Origin of the sequence: Gordonia sp. 135, from assembly GCF_009720185.1 — a bacterium.
In the GTDB taxonomy this organism is placed as follows: domain Bacteria; phylum Actinomycetota; class Actinomycetes; order Mycobacteriales; family Mycobacteriaceae; genus Gordonia; species Gordonia alkanivorans.
This window is the reverse complement of sequence record NZ_CP046258.1, coordinates 78,993-100,552: the sequence shown is the minus strand read 5'-3', so window position 1 is coordinate 100,552 and position 21,560 is coordinate 78,993. Positions and strand designations below refer to the sequence as shown.

16 protein-coding genes and 2 pseudogenes are annotated in these 21,560 nt (G+C 61.3%); 9 read left to right on the top strand and 9 right to left on the bottom strand.

Translation table 11 applies throughout. From position 1 onward, the window contains the following. Positions 1–169 precede the first annotated feature (169 nt). The 3 genes and pseudogenes from GKZ92_RS23830 to GKZ92_RS23210 all read left to right on the top strand — a co-directional run. A pseudogene (locus GKZ92_RS23830) lies at positions 170–280 on the top strand (DUF2510 domain-containing protein); the annotation flags it as partial. Positions 281–391: 111 nt separating this feature from the next. Further along, positions 392–751, top strand: a complete 360-nt coding sequence (locus GKZ92_RS23825; RefSeq protein WP_230462006.1) for a hypothetical protein — start codon at positions 392–394, stop codon at positions 749–751. A gap of 40 nt (positions 752–791) precedes the next feature. Then, positions 792–1,957 (top strand): IS3 family transposase gene (locus GKZ92_RS23210; RefSeq protein ID WP_085948641.1). Its coding sequence is split into 2 segments (ribosomal slippage): positions 792–1,076 and positions 1,079–1,957, totalling 1,164 coding nucleotides; the frame shifts between segments, so codons are not numbered across the junction. Between the two features lie 332 nt (positions 1,958–2,289). Here the strand turns inward: GKZ92_RS23210 and GKZ92_RS23205 are convergent. Continuing rightward, a complete protein-coding gene (locus tag GKZ92_RS23205) occupies positions 2,290–2,607 on the bottom strand; it encodes a DUF732 domain-containing protein (protein ID WP_155225810.1) in 318 nt (105 codons plus the stop codon). Between the two features lie 764 nt (positions 2,608–3,371). On the opposite strand from GKZ92_RS23205, the gene GKZ92_RS23200 reads away from it, so the two are divergent. Beyond that, positions 3,372–3,767 (top strand): hypothetical protein, encoded by a 396-nt coding sequence (locus GKZ92_RS23200; protein WP_155225809.1) that lies wholly within the window; start codon positions 3,372–3,374, stop codon positions 3,765–3,767. Positions 3,768–3,953: 186 nt separating this feature from the next. Here the strand turns inward: GKZ92_RS23200 and GKZ92_RS23195 are convergent. The 8 genes and pseudogenes from GKZ92_RS23195 to GKZ92_RS23160 form a co-directional block, all read right to left on the bottom strand. Continuing rightward, positions 3,954–4,524, bottom strand: a pseudogene (locus tag GKZ92_RS23195) (sigma-70 family RNA polymerase sigma factor). A gap of 257 nt (positions 4,525–4,781) precedes the next feature. Continuing rightward, complete coding sequence (locus GKZ92_RS23190) at positions 4,782–6,959, bottom strand: hypothetical protein (protein ID WP_155225808.1); 2,178 nt, start codon at positions 6,957–6,959, stop codon at positions 4,782–4,784. Positions 6,960–6,977: 18 nt separating this feature from the next. Continuing rightward, on the bottom strand, positions 6,978–7,541 hold the full coding sequence (locus tag GKZ92_RS23185) for a hypothetical protein (protein WP_155225807.1): 564 nt from the start codon (positions 7,539–7,541) through the stop codon (positions 6,978–6,980). 218 nt (positions 7,542–7,759) lie between these two features. Continuing rightward, the gene (locus GKZ92_RS23180; RefSeq protein ID WP_155225806.1) at positions 7,760–11,815 is read right to left on the bottom strand and encodes an Ig-like domain-containing protein; all 4,056 of its coding nucleotides are present in this window, start codon (positions 11,813–11,815) and stop codon (positions 7,760–7,762) included. 174 nt (positions 11,816–11,989) lie between these two features. Beyond that, the gene (locus GKZ92_RS23175; RefSeq protein WP_155225805.1) at positions 11,990–12,319 is read right to left on the bottom strand and encodes a response regulator transcription factor; all 330 of its coding nucleotides are present in this window, start codon (positions 12,317–12,319) and stop codon (positions 11,990–11,992) included. A 180-nt stretch (positions 12,320–12,499) separates the two neighbouring features. Continuing rightward, entirely contained in the window at positions 12,500–13,519 is a 1,020-nt protein-coding gene (locus tag GKZ92_RS23170) for a hypothetical protein (protein WP_155225804.1), read from the bottom strand. Further along, positions 13,519–14,736 (bottom strand): sensor histidine kinase, encoded by a 1,218-nt coding sequence (locus tag GKZ92_RS23165; protein WP_155225803.1) that lies wholly within the window; start codon positions 14,734–14,736, stop codon positions 13,519–13,521. The genes GKZ92_RS23170 and GKZ92_RS23165 overlap by 1 nt, the downstream gene beginning before the upstream one ends. Then, entirely contained in the window at positions 14,700–15,359 is a 660-nt protein-coding gene (locus GKZ92_RS23160) for a response regulator (protein ID WP_155225802.1), read from the bottom strand. The genes GKZ92_RS23165 and GKZ92_RS23160 overlap by 37 nt, the downstream gene beginning before the upstream one ends. A 1,055-nt stretch (positions 15,360–16,414) precedes the next feature. Between GKZ92_RS23160 and GKZ92_RS23155 the strand changes: the two genes are divergently transcribed. From GKZ92_RS23155 to GKZ92_RS23135, 5 genes are all read left to right on the top strand, one after another. Next, positions 16,415–17,431, top strand: a complete 1,017-nt coding sequence (locus tag GKZ92_RS23155) for a hypothetical protein (protein WP_155225801.1) — start codon at positions 16,415–16,417, stop codon at positions 17,429–17,431. A 249-nt stretch (positions 17,432–17,680) separates the two neighbouring features. Beyond that, a complete protein-coding gene (locus GKZ92_RS23150; RefSeq protein WP_155225800.1) occupies positions 17,681–18,187 on the top strand; it encodes a hypothetical protein in 507 nt (168 codons plus the stop codon). A gap of 444 nt (positions 18,188–18,631) precedes the next feature. Further along, positions 18,632–19,597, top strand: coding sequence for a cutinase family protein (locus GKZ92_RS24025; protein WP_155225799.1), 966 nt, complete (start codon positions 18,632–18,634; stop codon positions 19,595–19,597). Positions 19,598–20,849: 1,252 nt separating this feature from the next. After that, the gene (locus tag GKZ92_RS23140; RefSeq protein ID WP_078111946.1) at positions 20,850–21,200 is read left to right on the top strand and encodes an ArsR/SmtB family transcription factor; all 351 of its coding nucleotides are present in this window, start codon (positions 20,850–20,852) and stop codon (positions 21,198–21,200) included. Then, a complete protein-coding gene (locus GKZ92_RS23135) occupies positions 21,187–21,528 on the top strand; it encodes a DUF3703 domain-containing protein (protein WP_055476920.1) in 342 nt (113 codons plus the stop codon). The genes GKZ92_RS23140 and GKZ92_RS23135 overlap by 14 nt, the downstream gene beginning before the upstream one ends. Positions 21,529–21,560: the final 32 nt, after the last annotated feature.

Below are 21,560 nucleotides of genomic sequence, written 5' to 3'. Positions count from 1 at the left end.
CGGAAGGTGGCCGGCCCGTGCTGAGCCTACTGGCCATCCGAGTCCGTGCCCGCCACTGGGACGCCCCATATCCCTTTGCAGCCCGCGGGTGACCCTGGCGGAGGGTCAGGGACGGAGGACGAACGAGAGCGGCTAGTCTTGTCGAGTTTCGTCAAGAGAGGGCACCCCTATGACCACTCCACCGCCTCCCCCACCTGGGTGGTATCCAGATCCATCGGGAGGTTCAGGATCACGGTACTGGGACGGCAATAAATGGAGGGCACAGGTGGCACCCGCCCCGCCAGCGCCCGACTTGGGTAGTGGGAAGCTAGCCCCGCTGCAGTCTGATACACGGGGTGCTGCGGGTGCTCCGAGAACTGTTGTCAGCCTCCGTGACTGGCGAACAGTCGCCGTGTTGCTCGTCGTCGGTGTGATCGCGGTTGTCGGGGCAATAGCTGTGAACGATTCGCAGCCGGACGAAGATGTCTACATCGCCGATGCCGCTCGATCCGTCGAGCGCACATCAACAATCAAGAGGGCACCGGTCAAGGCTGACCCGCTGACTACTGATGGCCTGTACAAGGTGGGTACCGATGTTGTGCCTGGCGAGTACAGCTACACCGCGAACGACGGCAGAAGCGGCTACTGGGCGACGTGCCCTGATGCCAACTGCTCCGACGTGCTCGAAAACGACGTCACTGGCGTCACGGGTTACCTAACGATCGCCCCTTCTGTGAAGTACGGGGCTGGTGCACGAGTAGGTGACATCTGATCTGGCTTGCCCTGCCGGGCGGCCTGGAAGGATGCCAGCTGTGCCCAAGCCCTATCCCCAGGAGTTCCGCGACGACGTTGTCCGCGTCGCCCAGAACCGTGAAGACGGTGTGACTCTCGAACAGATCGCTGCCGACTTCGGTATCCACCCGATGACCCTGAACAAGTGGATCCGCAAGGCCGACGTGGAGGCCGGGATCAAGCCCGGCACCACGTCGGCCGAATCGCGTGAGCTGCGCGAGGCCAAGCGGCGTGTGCGCCTGCTTGAACAGGAGAACGAGGTCTTACGCCGGGCGGCGGCGTACCTGTCCCAAGCGAATCTGCCGGGAAAAGGTGGTACCCGCTCGTGAGTGAGCTGGCCGCTGACGGCATCCCCGTCACGGTGGCGTGTCGGGTACTCAAGATCGCTCGCCAGCCCTACTACCGGTGGCGCAAGAACCCGATCACCGACGCCGAGCTCGCCGAGGCGTACCGGGCCAACGCCCTGTTCGACGCCCACCGCGAAGACCCGGAGTTCGGCTACCGCTACCTCGCCGACGAGGCCGAAGCCGCAGGCGAGAAGATGTGCCGGCGGACGGCGTGGCGGATCTGCTCCGCCGGCGGCTGGACCAGCACCATCAGCAAGAGAGGCCGCGGCAAGCACCGCAAGGCCGGCCCGCCTGTACACGACGATCTCGTCAAGAGAGACTTCACCGCGCCCGGCCCCAACGAGCTGTGGCTGACCGACATCACCGAGCACTGGACGGCCGAGGGCAAGCTGTACCTGTGCGCGATCAAGGACGTCTACTCGGGCCGGATCGTCGGGTACTCGATCGACTCGAGAATGAAGTCCCGCCTGGCCGTGGCCGCCCTGAACAGCGCTGTCGCCAGGCGAGGGGACGTGGCCGGCTGCGTTCTGCACAGCGATAGAGGGTCTCAATTTCGTTCGAAGAAGATGCAGAAGGCCATCACCCGGCACGGCATGCTCGGGTCGATGGGCAGGGTCGGTGCGTGTGGTGACAACGCGGCGATGGAGAGCTTCTTCTCGCTGCTACAGAACAACGTCCTCGACCGTCGATCCTGGGCCACCAGAGACGAGCTCCGGGCCGCCATCGTGCACTGGATCGAACGGACCTACCACCGCCGCAGACGACAGGACCGCCTCGGCAGATTGACCCCCATTGAATTCGAGACCATCATCAACCACGAGGCCCCTCAGGCCGCGTGACTAACCCTGTCACCTATCCGTGCACCAGGCCCTACTTCAAGCAGAGGGGCCTCACTTTGAAACGAGTTCAGTGACGGCCAGTCCTGCGACGATCGCTGTACTGCGCCGCAGTGCTATGCGCGCCTCCGGCTAGGGGTGGCCGTGTAGCCACCCCAATGGCACGTGAGTCTTTCGACGCACGTCACCCCCTGTTTTGAGCGGCAGACGCCTGGGCCTCGTTGGGTTCGTCGGCGGAGTATAGATTTGCAGGGCTACCAGTACGCTGCCGGCCGTCGGACACCCCATCCCCCCGCTAGGTCACGCTTTGCAGTCGCGGCGCACTTCGCTTCGGATCACTCGACAGTTCGGACGTCTACACAGAGGTAACCCGTAGCCGAATTCACGATTCGGCGCCCCTGCTCAAGGCTAATGATGTACTTGCCCGCGATCACTCCCGCTGCCAGCGATTCAGAGTTATCGACGTCACGTAGCCTGTCGCAGACTTCGTCACCGGCGGCCAGCAGATCTTCGTCGGTCCCATCGACCGCCACGCCGTTTGTGCCCATATTGTCGACGCTTGCATTGCGTACGTAGCTGAGGTACTTCGCTTCGTTCCGTGGGTACTGCTGCTGCGGATCGTCGCCGTCGGCGACAGAGACGATTACGAGCACCACACAGAGTGAAGCGACCACCAGGCCAGCGACGACAGACAGAACGATCCAGAGATGCCGGCGGGGTGGAGGTTGCTGCCTGGGCGGAGCTCCCTGGAATGGGACACCTAGCGGCTGAAACTGAGACTGAGGCGGGAAGCCCGACGAATGCGGGTCGTGATACGGAGGCTGCGCCCCTGATCCGTGCACAATCACTTCCTTAGATCCACCAGCAACCTGGCGCTATTGTCTACCGCGATCATCGCACAGGACGAGCCGACGATCCTGACCACTCGGTTGGCGCTGGTAGCTACGGATTCAAAAGCCGTCCACTCAGTTCGAGAACTCACCGAATCTCCCGTTCTAGAAAATCGGCCTCGGCGCTTTGCGGACTGTCTGCCGCCGGCGCCTTAGATCCCTCGCCCACTGCGGCAGGGCAGCGGCGAAGGCGGTGGACGCGGTTTAGTTGACGTTTAGAAGTTGTCGGTGAGGTCGGACCAACGGATGGTGGCGGGATCGACGGTGTAGTGCTTGCGGTCCTTGCCGATGATCAGGTGCCGGGTGCCTGATTCCAGGCACCGTCGACATGGTGGGAACGGTAGCGCCCGACCACGAGGCGTCCGGGTCGTTGGCGTGGCGAGGGGAGAAAGTCTTGAGGGGGGAAGCCGCATGCCCAGGCGGCGGGTAGCTAAGTTACTTGGGCAAGGACGGCCGGCTGCAAGGATGAAGCGCTCCGGTGTTGCTAGCGTGTGAGCCGTAGCCTCGGCTTTCAGAATGGAGTACACGTGCCGCCTTCGCTCTATGGCCGGTCCACCGGATTGCTGGACAAGTTGGCGGTGCAACCTGATGCCATTGATCACATCCCTCACCTGGGGGGATGGGAGACCGCCGGGACACGACCGATCGTCGAGGAGAGGACCGTGAAGTCTCGACAACGCGTCAAGGCGTACGGAGAGGTCTTCACCCCCCGTCATTTGGTAGATCGGATGCTCGACCTGGTCGGTCCGGAGTTAGAGACCGGCCCCGACTTCGTAGACAAGACCTTCCTAGAGCCGGCGGCCGGAGACGGCAACTTCCTCGTGGCGATCTTGCGTCGCAAGCTCAACGCAATCGAGAAGAGGTACCCGGTCGAAACCTGGCCGCAGGAATCACCTTCGCCGTGGCCTCGATCTACGGTGTAGAACTGCTTGTGGACAACCACGAGGACGCGAAGGCGATCATGCTCGCCGAAATGCTGAGCTTCTACCGAACACATGGTGTTCCATGTCCACCAGACGGCGACTTGCACCGAGCAGCAGAGTTCCTCATCAGCACGAACATCGTTCGTGGAAACACCCTGACTGGTCAGGATCTCCGTGCCGATCGAGTTACAACTGCAGGTTCCGATGCGTGTCACGCCTCGCCTGCTGTGAGCAGCATAGTGCGTACCGTCGCAGTCCGTCGCGGATGCGCGATTTGGTGGTGGGCAACGGTGTTCGGAGTCGTTGCGCGACTTCGGCATAGGACAGGCCGCCGAAGTACGACATCTCGATGCACTCGCGCTGCAGGTCAGTGAGATGCCCAAGACTGGCGTGCAGCGTGCGCGCCTCGTCGGCGGCGATCGCCTCTTCCAACGGGATGTTGCGCGGACTGTCGGGCTCAGTCGAGGTCGCGCCGTAGATAGAGTTCCGCTCGGCCTGCAGGTCTTCGGTGCGGACCCGGTCGACAGCGCGGCGATGCGCGATGGTCATCATCCAGGTGATAGCCGACCCTCGGGCAGGGTCGAAGTCATTAGCGTTCTGCCAGTACTGCATATACGCCCTGCACGATTTCCTCGGCATAGTGGCGGTCACGCACGATCCGCACCGCGAGACCGTAGATGCGGGAGCTCGTCAGATCGTAGAGGCGGGTGAAAGCCGCCCGGTCACCGTCGGCCACCAGGACCAGCAGCTCACGCAACAGTTGTCCGTCAACGCGGTGCGCGCCAGCGTGGTTGCTTCTGCGCTCGGAGGTCACGGACTCACTACGCGGTCGACAACAAGGCGTGGGGTGCGTCATCGAGCGCTGACATCGTAATGCTGCGTGCGCCGAGCGGGGACGTGCGGTGATCGGAGACCATGCACGGGTCCTCTCGTCGGGCTCGCGGGGTTCACCCCATGTGTTGATTGACCTGATGGATGCGTTACTTCCCGACGGCGCCGCGGTCCAAACCCCGGCTAGGAAGGGCTGCACTCCGGATCCATACTCAAGGCTGTCGGATTGCAAATTTCCACCTCATAGTTTCCGTAGGTGGACGGAATGTCGGTCAATTTCATCCGGCCGTTGCTGAACGTGCCGGTGATCTGATCTCCCGGCCGCAGCTGCTGTTCCATATCCCCTTGAGATCGGATCGGATCGCCGACGGTGATGGTGACTCTGTTGCCGCTCTCCTTCCAGGTCACCTTCCACTCTCTCTCGTTGGCTGCGCCGCTGTTGAAGTAGAGGGTGCCGGTGTAGTCGGGGACTAAGTTCAGTTTGGCGCCCTTTCGCTCCCACGTCGTTGCTGGGCCGTCCTCGATTCCGCGATCGGTAGCCAGCACTTCGGTGGAGTCTCCCCCGATCAGCTCCACTCCTCCGATCGAGATGCGAAATCCCTTGCCTGAGGAGTCCTCCAGGCACAGCATGGTCTCTCCCTCGGATGTGCAGGTAAAGCCATCCCGTTTGACGGACGTGCCTTCGGCGAGGCGGCTGAATTGCGGGAGGGGATCACCACCACCCACGTTGAACGGGATACCCCCGGTGCATACTCCCTGAGAGGGCTCGTCTCCCTTGCGGAGAGAGGCAGCGCCGTAGGTGGGCGTGACGCCCGCGACGTTGCAGGTGAAGTCTTTCCTCGGCCCTAAATAGGATGTCTTGTCCACCACGCATCCCACGTTGGGAGTCACGCCCTGCCGGCCGCCCCACGTCCCCGCTCCCAAACTGCCGATCTCACACAGAACGGTCTGAGCGGGCGAGGAGAATAGGGGAGAAGAACTGGCGGAGCCACCCTCCTGAGTGATCTCCATGTAGAGCAGTTTGTTGCCGAACAACTCCTTGAAAACGCCAGTAAGTTGACCCCAGGCCAGCTGGATACCTCCGCTCACCACTCCTATGAGTGCGGTTCCCGTCGCAAGCAGCGGGTTGTTCTTGCTGTCGATCCAATCGCCCATGATTCCTGAGATGCAGCCCCAGTGAGCTTTAATGTAATCGACGCCGTTTCCGCCGGCGAATGCGTCTGCCTCATTGGTCACACAGCTGAGGATGTTGTATGAATCCGAAAACAGCTCTGCGAAATCGAGAGCATTCTGCCCGATCATGCCGAAGTACTGCTGCAGACCGTAGGCCGCTGACATCACCAGCATCGGCCCTGGATCAATCCTCATTCCAACGTATCCGGGAACAGATGCAGCGCTGTAAGTCATGTTCAGTTCTCCACCGGGGAGGAGAAACATATCGTTGTTGCTCAGCGCAGAAGCGAGAGAACTGCCGATCTGGCTCTCCAGCGACATTTCACCGATTCCGGAACTGTTCGGTGCGGGACGTGATCTCACCTTCCATGAGACAGAGTCGGCGGCCGTTAGTTGGACGCCGAGCTGATTGCCCTTCGCACTGACACAGGGATAGGCTGAATTGTCTTCTTCGTCGGTGACCTCGTTGTCTTTCACCGCGCGGGGAGTTCCGATCCTGTATGTGGTGCCGCCGACAGTGGCGGGCTTGCCCACGCAGTCAGGCTTGTCGCCTCCCACATTGAACCACTCCTTGACTCCGTCCCAGGCTGTGTTGAAGAAGCCTGCCACGTTGAACTGTTGCAAACTGAACCCGCTGAAGTGTGTTGTCTGAAAGGTGTAGACGAGATGCTCTTCGTTGGCGGTTCGTTCTATTGTGGCCTCCACCGGCGCGGCCTGTATTGATCCGTCGGCAGACTGGATGAAGCCCTGTAGGTTGCCTGGCTTCACCTCTCCCGTGGAAACACCGTCTTCGGCGGGTATGCGGTAGGAGATGGTGACCGGGGATTGAGGCTGAATATCGCCTCCCTCTAACACCGCTGTGAATGAACCGCCTACCGGATCGAACATGGCGTGGAGGGTGGAGTTGTCGATCGCGGAGTCTCCGTTGGAACTGAATGATGCGTCTACCTTGGTTCCGGCAGGAGCGACACCCGCGCCACCTTTCAGTACGATCTCCACTCCGTCTGAGTCCGTCCAGTTAAGCGAGAATCCATCCTGTCCTACCTCGGTGCTGACTTCCTCTTTCTGCTCTCTGTCGAAGATGTCAGTTTCTCTCCAAAGGAGGAATGCCACAGCTACCGCGACCACGGCCACAAAACAGATTCCAACCGTCCAAAGCTGTTTTTCAACTTCACTATTTGATGCCATGTTTAAACCCTAATCGCTCTAGTTCGCTATCCAATATTTGCTGGATTTGATCCAGTTTTCAAGCTTAGGGTCGCACACCCATCTGACAGTGAGCTGGGTTCGTTCCGGCGCATCGAATATCGCGACGTACCCCTCCATATTATCTCTGTCGAGTAGCTGGATACCGTACGCCTGGCCGTTATCAATTCGTCCCGGCCCTGCGAGAGTGGTTCGAACTTGATTCGTAGCGCGGTAGTCGAGGTCTATATCTACGTCTGTCCGTAGACTATTCTCGTTATCCCATGTTTGTATCGAGATAGCTGCTGGTTTTGCTAATCGAGACGAGCATTGTGGTTCGACTTCTGAAATAGACTCCACCGGATTACATTGGTCCAACATCACTATCTTTGCAGTGGGGTCACTAGAGGCTCGGCAAGTTGATGGATCGATGATGTCTGCGTACTTGCGCGCGAACGCCGCCTGGTCCGGTGTGAAGGTTGCCGGAATCGCGGCCGCCGCAACTGGTTCAGTGCGTGAATTACTGGCCGTTCGTTCACTGCTCTTGGGTACGGTGATCACAGCAATGGCGAACGCGATAGCCACGAGGGCTGCGATAGACAGCACCACCCAACGCCCGAGGTTCGTTCGATCTTTCTGCAGGGCGCTCTCGTTGATCCAGAATTGCCATCCCGGCGGTGGTGCCGGCCAATCGCCTGGCGGTGTCCAGTCTGGTGGCGGTGTCCATCCCGGTGGCGCCGGTGGCCAATTCGGGGGAGGGTTATAGCGCATGTCTGGTCCGTTCACTCTGATCGACGGCACGCTTACAGCCAGGTGTACAGCCAGTCGTTCACGCCGTGGCTGTCTGTACCGATGACCTCTCCGTTGAAGTTCTGCAACACTCGCCGAATATCGTCATGGCTACGCAAGTCGTTGCCGATCTTGTTGTCGAACTGTTTGCCGACTTCGACGTAGGTGTTGTAGTCGCCGTGGATGTTGTCGCTTGGATTCCACCAATCCTTGGTGGTGCTGGCCCGGCCGCTGAAGATGTTTCCCTCCTGGCGCTGAAGTTCTTCGCCGTCGCCGCCCGAGACCCAGTTGACCACCTCGTCGCGCGTATCGCGGATGTGGATCGCAGGATAGTCAACCACGGCGGTCTGCAGCGGAGATCCGAAGGTGACGACACCCACCACGTTGAACGCGTCGAGGTTTGCCATGTTGATGGCGTCGATGCCGCCCTGGCTATAGCCGACGAGTAGGACTTCTTTCAGTGCGCCGGAATCGTCGTACGCCGTGTCGTGGATCGCATCTTCGATCGCCAGCATGAGGTCACGATCGGGGTATGAGTTGATGGCCCATGCGTTCTCAATTCCCGATTGGCCGGCCGCAGGATTCCAGAAGTCGGTGCCGCCCACGTACACGATCACGCGTGTGACACCGTCGGCGGTGCTTTCGACGTGTTCGACATAGAAGGGCTTTTCAGGGGAGGTTTTGGACCAGAGCGTTTCGAAGAGCTTGGAAGTAGAGGCAGGGGCGACTGCTGGCGCCACCTCGCTGGGTTCGTCGGTTGGCTGTCGAGGCGGATACTGCGGCGGTTCCGCGACTTCGACGATCTGGCCATAGATGTTGCGCTCCAGGGTCGTCAGGAAGCTGAGCACGACGCGTGTGGAGATTGATGAGTTGAATCCTCTGGCCGCCAGTGCGTCGTCGACAGTCTGTACTACCGACTCGATGCGTGCTATCGACCTGGCAACAACGATCAGCGCATCAGTGATGACACTCCACGCGTAGTTGCGTACGAGGTGGCGTTGGAAGGCGTCACTGTACCCGTCCAGCTCCGGCGCGAACGTTGACTCGAGGTCCGCCACCAACGCTTGATAGTCGGCCGAGCGGATCGACTTGCTCCCGGTGAACAGGCCACCGAACTTGGACGCCACCTCTGCCTGACCTTGGCTGAAGATGAGAGTACGGCGCTGCTCTGGTTCCAACCACGTGAGGGCTTCGGTGTTGGCTACCACCACGTTGTAGGTCTCCGTGGTGACGCCGCCATGACCATCGTCAACAACTACCGTAATCTTTTCTGAGTAGAACAGGTTCTCGTAGCCGTAACGGTCGATAGAACCGGTTGGCGTGTACACGATCACGTTATCGCGCAGGTGGACGGTGGCCCCGCTAGTGGCGGTGAGCGACACCACCTGAACCTCGTCGTCGTCGGGATCGTCCAGTGTCAGCATGAATTCGCCATTGGTCACGAACAATCCGTTGGACCCGGTCCCGGGAGTGATTGTGGCGGTGGGATTCTCGTTGTAGAACGGCACGTGAATGGTGACGGGGATGGTGACTGTTCCGCCGTCATGGCCGTCGTCGACGATGATGTCAAAGGTCGTGTCGTAGGCGCTCTCATGTGCGCGGCCCAGGTCAGGCGTGTAGCGGACCTCTACCGGGCCCTCGGCAGGCCGGACGATGGATAGATGGCCGATGGACGGAGTTGTGGTGCTGTAGTGCATCTGATCGAAGCCGATCCAGCCGGGGAACTGGCCCCAGTCGGCGTCATCCACATCGACCAAGTAGGTACGGTAGCCGATCCCGGCGTTCGGATGTTCGGCCTGGGTGACCGTCACTTCGGGGGCGTTGTTGGCCTGGGTGAATTCGATGTCGATCTGGCCGGCAAGTCCTGTCGGGGTGTTGATGCCGTCGGACGCGCCAACGACAAACAGATCCGTGACCTCTCCCCAGTGAAGGTAGCCCGGGTCGGTGACTGTGTAGGTAAAGGTGCCGTCGTTATTGTGTACCACTGTTCCCCTGAAGGGCTGTACCAGCACCGAGTAGGTGATGGTGTCGCCGTCGGGGTCGCTGGCCTGGGGTCGGAACGTGATTGAGCGGCCGTCCTGGGAACGTCCTGTCTCGATGAGCGATCCGGTGGGTGCGTGATTTGTGATAGGCGGCGCGTCACGCAGCGGGATTCCGGGCACGTCCTCTGACACCGACGGTGAGGTGGGTCCGTCAGGGAGGTTGTAGACACTGCCCAACAACACAAACGAGCCGTCCGCGGCTGTCGGTGCCTGCACTGAGACAAACTGCCAGCTACCGGGAATCTTTGCGTATGTATTCGATTGGCCGGGAGCGAGGATGTCGAAGGTCAACGTCTGTCCACCGGGCGCAGCCTGGGTGACTGCGATGTCGTCGGTGCCGTCGTTGTAGATCGTGACGTAATTGTCGTCTGCCACCGAGTAGCTGACGCCGGCGGTCGCCGGGTTGGCGTAGACCACGTTGGTCGGTGGCGTGGTATCGCCCGCGTCGTGGAAACGGTCGTCCGGATCGATCCCAGTGAAGTCGATGGGAGTCGAGCCAGCGAGAGGGATGTAGTCGGCTGGCGACTCGGTGGCGCTCCAGAACGCGACCGTATCGCCCAGCACATCCGACGGCGTCACTATGATTTGGCCGATCGAAGTGGGCTCGCCGTCCACCCGCGGTGTTTGCACCGTGTAGGAGACGAGTCCTATCGGTGCTGTCTGGGTCGGGCGCGCGAATGTGTGGCTCTCGCCAGCCCCGATGACGACCAAGCCCTGGTCGGAGTAGGTGGGGTAGAAGACGTTGGTGACCGCGATGTCGGTACCGCTGTTGTTGTGCAACGTGAACGAGCCCGAGTCGTCGGACGGGATGCTGTAGGTGATTCCGGCCGGAGGCTTGTGTCCGGTGAACACCGCACCCCAGTCCTCGTCGCCGTAGTTGACGAAACGATTGTCGGGATCGGCGGCCTGCTCCGCGTTGGCCAGCGACTGTAGCCACGCGTGGTAGTCGTCGATCTCCTCCGGTGTCATAGCTAGAAGGTCGGCCGGGCTCAGCCCGAAGTACGACCGGCCGAATGCATCGGCGGCCTGCGAGACCTCCAACATCATCGCCCGGGCCACCGGCGCTTCGACGCCCTCCTCGGCGAGGGTAGGCAGTGTCACGAGAGACTTGTCGAAGAATGATTGGATGGTGGCGTCGTCGAGGTTGAGTTCGTCGGCTGCTGAGTTCCAATCATGTTTTCCGAGTGAGCCTTCGGTTACCGTGCGCATCGGTATGAAGCGGTTGTCACCGGGTGAGATGAGTTCGAGATACTCGTCGCCTTCGCCGCGGCTGCGACGGTTGAGGACACCCAGCAGGGCGCCCTGATTGAACAGGATGAGACCTTCGACGCCACCACCGTGTCGGAGTTGGTAGAACACTGAATCGGGTTCGACGGACTGGGCCACTACGGCAGTCCCGCCTGGGGTAAGGATGGGCCCGTCAGTGGCGACGTCGGGGTTGACTGTGAGGGTGAACGCTGGCAGATTCGGTTGTCCGCTTACGGGTTTGACAGCGGGGGAGGATTCGGTGGTTCCGTCGTCGGAATCGGAGTCACTCGTCGGGTCCGTCGACGTTGCAGGGTCGTGGGGGTTGACGGCGGGTGTGCTCGTAGCGGGCGGTGTCCAGGTGGGCGAGGAGGGGCCCGACGGTGCATCTGTTTCAGGTGTCTCGTCGACTTCGCTTGTCTCGGTCTGCGCCTCCGGCTCAGAAGTCCCGGGCTCGGGAGTCCCGGCGTCCGAAATTCCGGGCTCGGGAGTGCCGGCGTCTGAAGTCCCGGGCTCGGAAGTCTCAGGGTCGGAGGTCTCGAAGTCATCTTGTCCGGGTTCTGATGCTTCGGCGTCCGCCGGGCTGGCAGAGGCCGGTTCGGCGTCGCTGGTGGGCTCTGCGTCTTCGGTTCGCTCGCTCGAACTGGAGGCGCCGGAGCTCTCGGTCGAGTCGTCGGCGGCTGCAGCGGCGACCGGGGCAGCCATGAGCAGTGCGGCGGCGATTCCCGACGAGGCCACGACGCGCTTAGTAAAGGTAATCTTTTTGAACGACGACTTCGTCATGGTTGCCTTCCGGGATGCCGAAATTGGCCTCCGAGAGAGAGTATCGGTTGGTTGGACGATCTGCGGCGTCCCAGATGTGGTCCGTTGAGGTGAACGTTCCCCGTGGCAAGTGGTCCGACGAGACGACCCCCGCATCGGTCGACTGCGCATGTGTAGCTGAGTGGGCGGTCGGTCTTAGGCGCTTTTACGACCTACGACAGGCGAGTACGTCGTCGCCGATGGATGGTGCAAGAGATCCCCGCCATGGTCGGCAATCTCTTCGAGCGTGCAGATTCCGTCTTCGATCGCCCTGATGAGGAGAGCGATCTTTGTTGGCGCGGGTCGGCCGACGACTCGATACTTGTCGCGTATCCGTGTGACGTGCGTGTGCACGGTGGATTCACTGACGAAGAGTCGTCGTGCGGCTTGCTGCTTCGAATCGCATGCGAGCCACAGGATCAGCACCTCGATTTCTCGCTTGCTCAAGGCTGGCCGTCCTGCCATGTTACGAGCTTCAATCGCCATCGTCGCACTCCCGCGGGTTCCTGGTTTTCGCCGGCACGAGTGACGTTAGTGGCCGCCACAGAGGGGGTGACAGACCGATCTAGTGGGGGCACCCGCGATGGTGCCACCGCTATGGGGGGCATAGTTAGCTGCGCGAACATTCTGAGCGTGCACCGGCGTCCTAGATTCTGGACGAAGCCCCTAGACGTGGTCAGCGGGAATTTCGGTGCGTCGTGTGCCGGCGGCGTCGGTCACGAGTACGGATGCCACTGTGTCCCGTCCGGGTGGCCACATGCGTACACACACTCGCCCGCTGGCCGCTTCCTGTAGGGCGTGTGTGGCGGCCTCACGGACTGAGGCTATGACCGCAGGGTCGTGTTCTGGCGTTCCGGAGTCGTCGAGGAAGATGACCTCAACGCCCCGCTGCCGTGCGCTGTATGCAGCGTCGTCGAGTTCAAGGGTGGACAGGATCGGCGCTCTGAGCCGATCGCGTAGGTGGGCCTCGAGCAGTGCACACTCGGCTCGCACTGCTGTGGTGAGGGGTTCGCCTGTCGCGATTTTCTCGATCATGGGTCGGGCGAGGCGGTCTAGGTGGCGCGCTTGCTTCGCGCGCTCATCCGCGCCGGCGGTTTGCGCCGCCAATTCGGCGACGCGTTCGGTTGTTTGAGCCCGCAGCGAGAACACGGCTTTCGCTGTAGGCCGCAGGGTGAACGACAGCAGGGTTGCCATGGCCAGGGGTGCTGCGTCGATGGCAACAAAACTGATGCCATACGCAGCGCCCCGACCGGTAGCGGCGGCCCACACGGCGAACACAAGCACCATTCCGAGCAAGCCGATCCACGGCGCGATCCGCCGGCCGCGAACGTTCATGAAGCAGTAGATGGCGGTTCCGCCGCCGTGTATCCAGGTCTGCAGAGGTGAACTGAGAACCGCGGGGGTCGCCGACAACACAAGTGCGCAGGCCACAGGCCCCGAGGCGGTGAGCGCCAGAGTTGTCCCGAATGGGAGTGGATCGCCGGGGACGAGGACGAGCGTGAGCGTAGCGGCTATCAGGATGACCGGTCCCAGTGCCGCCACCCAGGGAGTGGTGTAACTGTTGACCGTGGCCACGGTCACGATGACCATTGCGGCGAGGTAGCTGCCGATGATGAGCCATGCACCGCGCGTTCGCATTCCGAGCAGGTCGCGAATGTCCTCGCGCCCACCGGTCGGGGTCGGCATCACCGTGCCCACTCCAAGAACACACGAGTACCGCGCGTCGGCGCCGACTTGATGGTGGCGGAGCCACCGATCTGCGACATCCGTTCACGGATGCTGATGGCGATTCCGAGCCGGTCGGCTGGCACCGTTGACGGGTCGAAACCTTGCCCGTCGTCGGCTACTTCTATCTGCAGCCGGTCGTCTGTGATCTCCACCGAGACAATTGTCGTCGACGCCCGCGCGTGACGGCCGCTGTTGCGCACGGCCTCCCCTACCGCTGCCGCGACTGTACGGACCACCATGGCGGGATAGCCGGCGTCTGAGCTGTCGATTGTGCGGCGAACCTCGAAACGTCGGGTCGGGTCCACCGTGGCCGTCACCTCGCTGAGATGCGTCAGAACAGCCTCAGGAGTCATAGTGCCGTCGGTGTCGGTGTCGCCGCGGATCCGGTCGAGCGCGTGCAAAGTGGCCTGGGCTTGAGCTGCCAACTGCGTGGAGTTCCCTCGGCGAGCAGCGACCAGCAAGGTCGCCATGACGCCGTCGTGGGTGAGTTGATTGAACCGTTGCCGCTCGTTGGCGCGAGCCTGCGATGCCGCGGCGGCCGCCGCCGTTCGGTAGGCCTGCGCCCGAGTGTCATCGAGAACGGCTGCGGTACGCATCCCCATCACGGCGGCGGCGAAGTACACCAGCGAGAAGGCGAATGCCCACGCCATGTCCGGAACGAACAGGCCGCTGGGCGCGACGTCGCGGACCACATAGTTGATGGTGATGGTCGACACCACCACCACCACGAGCACGACAAAGGCGTAGGTCGGACGCATGGCCAACGCGGCGGCGATCGCAGCCAATCCACAAAAGGAGAAGAACCATATGCCGGTGGTTCCGGAAAGGTGCGCGCCGTTCCAGCCGAAACCCCAGGTGGCCACCGCCATCAGATATCCGCTGGCAGCAACCCCTGCACATACCCGCAAACTCTTGACGGACCCTCGCCACGCGAGCGGCCCCAGCGCGAGTCCGGGACCGAACACGACAGCCAGCGCGGGGACCGTCCACCACATGTGCATCACTGCCAGTGACGCCGCGATAGCCGGGACAGTGAGCCCCAGGTACACCAAGTAGCCGCAAGCGATGAAGACAGCGAACTGCCGCAAGATACGCTGGCCTGCGGACTCGTCGAGTGCGGCATCCTGATCAGACGCTATCAGCGCCGTCGCAACCGCCGCGGAATCGGTAGCCATCCGTCCTCTATCGCTCGAAACATCAAGTGCTGACGAGTTGGCGCGGGTCGCCCCACGGCCGCGTACTTCGTTCGGATCCGACCGACATAGTCACTAACCGTGTCTGGGGACAACTTCATCGATTTGGCAACTCCCGCCGTGGATTCACCCGCGGCATACAGCTCGAGGACACGTCGGAGCTGCGGCGGAAGATCAACGAAGTCATCGTCGGCATCGATCGCAGCCGCCCAGTCCACCGTAGGAGTCTCCTCGCCAGCCAGCACAGCGCGAAGCGCGGCGAGGAGGACTTCGTCGTCAACGTTTTTCCGCAATACTGCTTTCACTCCCGCACTGGCCGCCAAACGGACCAGATAGGGCTCGTCCCCTGAGGTGTAGGCAACAACTGGTATGCCGAGTTCACCGAGACAGTCGAGGTTCATTTGCGGGGAGCTACCGTCTTCCAACCGAAGATCGAGGACGACTAGATCGAGATCTCGGGTCACCGTCAACAACTCAGACACTGTCGCCGCGCCCGCAGTGAATATCAGATCTGGCTGTTCGCCGAGTATCGCCCGCAGCCCAGCGACGATCGACGGGTGATCATCGACGACTCCAATCCGCGCGCACTCATCCCGCACCACCATGACGCAATCATGACCGACGCTCTTTGACCACGGTTGCGAAGTTGCACGGATCACACCCGCGCCTCACCGACAACGTCGTGTCCTGCACCACCGACGCTAGCTCGACGACCCTAAGGTCTCTATCGACTGAACGGGTTGTTCTTCACCGATTACCTGGGCGTCGCCGCACCGTCTCGCTAGCATCCTGGTCATGACCACTCTCTCCATCGTGTCAAAAACCGTTGCCGCAGCCGGAGTATGCGCCGCAGCTGCCGCCTTGTCGTCATTGACTGCCTCGCCGGCCTCAGCCGAGCCCACCGGCTGCGTCTCGGGGTCGGCGCTTGTCGTCGCCGCGTCATACTGCAGTCAAGGTGCTGGCGAGCATCGCGTCGAGGCAGCGTGTATCACGCCGCCGCTCTATGCGACCCTGTTCACCGCGACTGGCCCGTGGAAGAGCGCGGGCCAACTATCTGTGGTAGCCGTTGGCGCCCCAACGAACGGGGGCAGCTGCATCCTTCCAGTCTTCGCCGGCGTGGGACTACGCTGAGCGGGCGATTAGCCGGTTCCTCAGTGAGAACCGGCTTGTCTGTGGGGAGGGCATAAAAGAGTTTCGCTCCTGCTCGACATGTCCACGTGGTCCGCTCAGAACTACCTTGCACGCCCGCACTGTCGTGGCTAGCTCATCTTGGCGAAAGACGTGCGAAGATAATGTGCCAGTACGCACTTGGGAGGGGGCGCGGATGCGTCGAGTTGTCTGTGGGTTGGTCGGTGTCGTCGCTCTCGCGGCCGTAGCAGCGTGCGGGGCAGGGGCCCAGGTGGATACACCCTCACCGAATCCGACTGCAGGGGCGTCGCAAGACGTTCCCCTCAGTTCCGCGCCGCCCAGTACAAATCCGCCGGCACCTGTCTCAATCGACAAGACCGCGCGCTACAGCTCAGGTTCGCTGGTGGTAAATTGCCCGTCGCAAGTTGGAACCGATGTCGCGGACGAGAGCCCTGCGATGCCGTCACCCTCCCTGTTTGAACCTATGACTGGCAAGTTCGTCAAGGTTCCGCAACCGAAGTTGCCTGCGGGAATGCAGCTGATACGCGTGGGGTGTCTGCCAAGCGGCACCGCTGATAAACCGACTGTGACGTACCGACTTGCGTTGCGTACTCCTGCGCAAGGGCTCGAACCAGAGAAGTTTGAGACCAAGATTTTCACTTACTCGACAAATCCGGCCGTAGAGCCTGTTACCGCGACGCTTGATCTTCCTACCAACCAAGAGACGATTTACTCGATTATGGCTGGCACAGGGGGCAACCTACTCTTCGGTGCGGGAGATGATTCGAAGGTCATACTGATGAAACCGGATGGCACAGAAATAGCGTCATACCCGGTGTCTCGACGTGACGTCGAGTATGTTGATGAAAACGCGTTTGCCCTTGTTGATCGGAACAAAGAGCGCCGTTATGCTACCGATCCGCCCGTAACCCTGTACGACGGAGTTAGCGGTGCACCAGTGACCTACGGTGGCAATCTAGAGGAGCTGACCGCGCGTTCGATCGGCTACAGATACTCCGATGGATTTGTCTACAACATAGGTGATTATGGCCGTGCGTTCATCGACACGCGCAACAAGCGTAGATACGATCTCAACCCAAACGACGCCAGCAATCCCACTACGGACGTGAAAATCTGGGGGGACTACGCGTTCCTCGCCAACCAAGGTTTGAAGGTCATCGAACTAAAAACGGGCCGCGTGCTCGTGTCGAGGACAGCGGAGGAATGGAACGGCCTTGGAGTCGACAACTGGTATGCCGCAGGTAAGTACCTCTACGTCGAGAACGATGACGATTCGCCCGTAATCGATGTCACTACGGGACAGCAGGTTTCGTCGGGATGGGCGCAGCGTCCCGGAAACTTAGTCGGTAGCAAGTGGACACTCGTCCTCGGAGGCCCAGAGAAGGCTGACGATGCACAGTGCTTTACGGGCCGAACTAATACCCCGAGCGTGATGTGGGGTATGTACTCGCTTGCCGACAGCTACGGGTGCGACGAGGCCGGAACGCTTGTCTACTCGCCAGACGGATACGAGGGTCCCTGGTTCTGATCGATATATAGGATTGTCCTCTTCGTACTAATTCTCCTATCCTTCGGGGCCTTTGCTAGTCGGCGGGTGCAGTGCGGGCAGCGCAGCCGAGGAAGTGCATTTAGAAGCCGCGTGCGGGCGGCGCCTGCCGTTAGTACGTTCGGGTGAATCGTGGGAGGTGTGGCTCACAAGCCTGTCTCGCGGGATCTGTACCTACGTAGAGTCCGTCCGGTACGCCTGTTGTCCTTATCTCGGAGAGACGGTTCCTCAATGACGAAGCCCTACGTCGCACTCCGGCGCACCGCTGTGAGCATTCTGTTCGGTGCCGCTATTGTGGTCGCGTCCGCATGCGGCAGCGCAGATAGCAACACCGGTACGCGTAGTGTGGGAGGATCGACTGCGAGCTTTACTGGTACGACCATCTCCGGTGCGAACTGCACCAACCGCAAGGACATCTATCAAACGGGCATGCTCCGGCTCCACTCAAGTCCGAATTGGGAAGACCGCGACCCCAATGCCATTGACGGGGTGCTCGACGACTCAATCTTGATCATCGGCGACGGGCGTGAGGATGCACCTGGGGGAGGCACGCGCATCGAGACCATTCCGTCCGCGATGGCGGAGCAGGTCCGCGCGAGCTACCGGGACTACATGATCATCCCCGGCGGAGGACGAGCCGAGCCCAAGACGCTGATCCTGTATGGGAACCCTCCGGGCGAGACTGACGACTACGACGGCAAGCCGAACTCTGGTCTGAACGCGTGTGTAGCAGCCTAGTTTGACCCGGGGATCGCAGGTTCGTAGGACACTGCAGACGAAGAGGTCGATCTCTCGAAATGCGCGACCTGCCAGGCCGGGCCTTCGCGACACTTAGGTGCTCGGTTCTGGGCGGTCGGCAATGGGCCCGCGGGAGTCACATCCGTAGGTTCCGACAGGAGACGGCGTCAACTGTTCGGGTCAATCCGTAACTGCCCGTTGTCGACTCGCAGCATCGAATGTACTGTTCGGTCGACGCTAAACTGGAAAAGGGGTGGGCGAGTGGGCAAATGGTGGGTAAGGTCGCTGACGACGGTTGCCGCTATAGCGGTCGGTCTCGGATTGTCGGGTCCTGTAGTTCAGCAGCCGGTCGCTCAGGCGTCGCCTGCGTGCGGGGACTACGTTTGGATCGGAGTTGCCGGTTCGGGTGAGCGCGACGGAGCCGCGAAGTTCCGGGACAACGGCATGGGCGGCTACATCAATCGTTCGTATCTGGACTTCAAGGCTGAGTCGCAATCCCGTGGCTTCACGGTGACACACCGCAGTCTCGACTACCGAGCCCGGAAGGTACCAGTAGGCGAGTCACTGACGCAGTGGGCCGACTTCCGCGCGAGTGCGAATGAGGGCGTATCGAAGCTTAAGCGCCTAATAGGCGCCGTTTCAGATCAGTGCCCATCCTCGAAGATTGTTCTGGCTGGGTACTCCCAGGGTGCTGGAGTGGTTCACCGCGTGCTCCAACAAACCAATGTTCCACGGCTCGCGGGCGGACTGCTACTAGCTGATCCAGACCGTCTGACGTACGACAGTGTCATAGGGGCCGGCACGGCTGCCATACCAGTCGCGGGAGCAATTGCCGGCCAGGGTGCAGCGCAATCAATCCCGTCAGCTTCGCACGCGTCTTCAAAACGACTCCCAAACGGTGTCGGCTCGAAATTCATCACCTACTGTCAGATTCAAGATCCGGTATGCAGCTACAATCCCGGCGCTTCGTTCCTACCTGCGCTGACTCTCGGTAGTCACACGAGCTACGTTCCCGAGTGGTGGCGGTTGCAGCTCGCCGACAAGATTTTGCCTCCGGCAAAGCCAGGCCCCGGCAGCCAGTTCGTCGGAACGTGGGTTGGTGACGTGACCCAACAGATGGGCGGTGGCGGACTAAATCTGTACGGAGCGATCGCGGACCTACATCAGCAGGGCAACTCCATTGGCGGGACACTGTCCTTCGTCCGTACACAGGGCGACGATGGAACCCCGGGTTTCTGCACGTGGACAATCCGGAAGGCATCGATCCAGGGAAACCGCCTCAGTATCGACGGCCGGAAGGTTCAAGATACGGGCGGGACCTGTAGCGGATGGACAGCTGAGTTCACACACCGCGGTGGCAGCGTCTTCTTCAAGGCTAAGGGTCAAGGAATCCTCTATCGAATCCGGTAGTAGGAGACCGGGCGGCGCGCAGGCGGATGGATCACGCCTGCGCGCTGTCCTCAGATCGATCCCAACGCTGGCCGCCGAGGCTCCTTGCCACGGGCCTTCTAGCGCCCGGCGCCCCTACTACCCTGGATAGCGTCGACCGCCGACGGAGACATCCATCGAAAGACACCGCATCAGCGCCGACTGAACCGCGCGGCAACAACTGAGCTGAACAGCGCGAAGGGCTACTCGGACGTCGAATTCCTCTGATCGGGCGACAAGGGTACGTCGGGGTTAGGTACCCCGGCCGTGTAGGTTCGGGATGTCCGATTCGAATGTCGGACGGACGTAGATGAAGGACGCTCGACACGTGAGCGGATCGTTGATGACCAAGTCGAGTCTGACACGACTCGCCACCGCCTGGGGTGTCACTTCGTTTGACTAGCCACCTATTCACTTCCCGCCGACGGCTCCGCTGCGCAGGAGTCGCGGGTAGATCGCATCAATGAGGAGTCCTACGGGCGTGACGACATTTACCAAAGCTTCGTGTTTCATTGCCGCAGCGACCATCTTCCTCGCCGGCTGCGGATCAGCAGACACCGACGCAGCACCCGGCAGCGGCCGCGGGTCAGCACCATCTGGTGACCCGAAAGTGGTTGAGTACCAAGCTGAGGTGGTCGGTGCTGACTCAGTGACCGTCGAGTTCACAACGGATAGCGGAACAGTGTCCGAGACCCTGCCTCCGACGTCCACCGACGATACTCGCGTCAAGCTGACCACAGAGTCAGGGGCCATGATCGACTCCCAACACGGCTTTATCGGTTGGACGTCAGCTCGGTATCCACTGGGTGAGGGCCAGTCACCGGCGATCACGATCACTGCCAATGGACGTACCGCCGTCGCTACGTGCCGTATACAGATCAACGGCAAGTCGTCCGGAGTCGCCGGAAACGCAGCAGCCTACGACGCTGCGCAGGAGCCCTACAAGTCCACCAAGGCCCAACGCGGTGTTGCCGTGGCGACCTGCCCAGTGCCGACGAACTAGAGGCGAGCTGCCCGGTCATCGGTCAGACCTGATGTCAACAGAGCCGGTTAAGCCGTAGCGCTCAAGCAGGTGCGGGTTACGCTAACTGAGCAGCTTAATCGGCTGTACGCCAATCAGTTCCAATGCCGATAATTAGATGCTATGTCAGGCACAGGCAAAGGATTATGCCTTAATCGAGCCGGACGGAAGTCCTGACCTTTACTGTTCAGATGTGCGTGAATACATCGAGTCATGTATCATTTTGGCGTGAGCACGGTGGTAGAAGCGCAGCATGACGCGTTGACGAGGTTTGGATACGCACTATCCGATTCGACGCGAACGCAGGTGTTGGTTCGGTTGCGCCATGGTGGAGCCTATCCGGCGGACTTGGCTGAGGCGATTGGGGTGTCGCGGCAAACGTTGTCGAATCACCTGGCCTGCCTACGGGGATGCGGTTTGGTGGTCGCGGTACCTGAGGGTCGACGGAGTCGGTATGAACTGGCTAATAGCCGGATTGGTCATGCACTCGACGATCTACTCGGGCTGGTACTTGCGTTGGATGATCCGTGCTGCGCCGAGGAGGCTGGCGATGGCTCGCATTAGTGAGGCAGCCCGTGACCTCTACCGGGCAGAGATGGCAGCGGCCGCCGCCGCCGAGGTGGCAGAGCAGCGCTGGCACCATCTTGAACGCGCCCACATCGTGTCCCAGCCGGACCCGTGGTTGCATACTCAGAACCACATTTCGATGTTCAGATTCGCTGTGCACCAACATGATCGGCGCGAAGCGCTCGGCCAGGTGGTGCGCATCATCGTTTCCGCTCCCGGATCGCTGAGCGGACGCTACCCCGAGGGCAACACCGGACGTGTTGCCGCCGGTCTGATGCGCCCGATGCCGGTTCCCGGCGATATCGCTTCTGCGTTACGGTCATGAACAGCCGCAGACGCGACAGTGATGAGCATGCG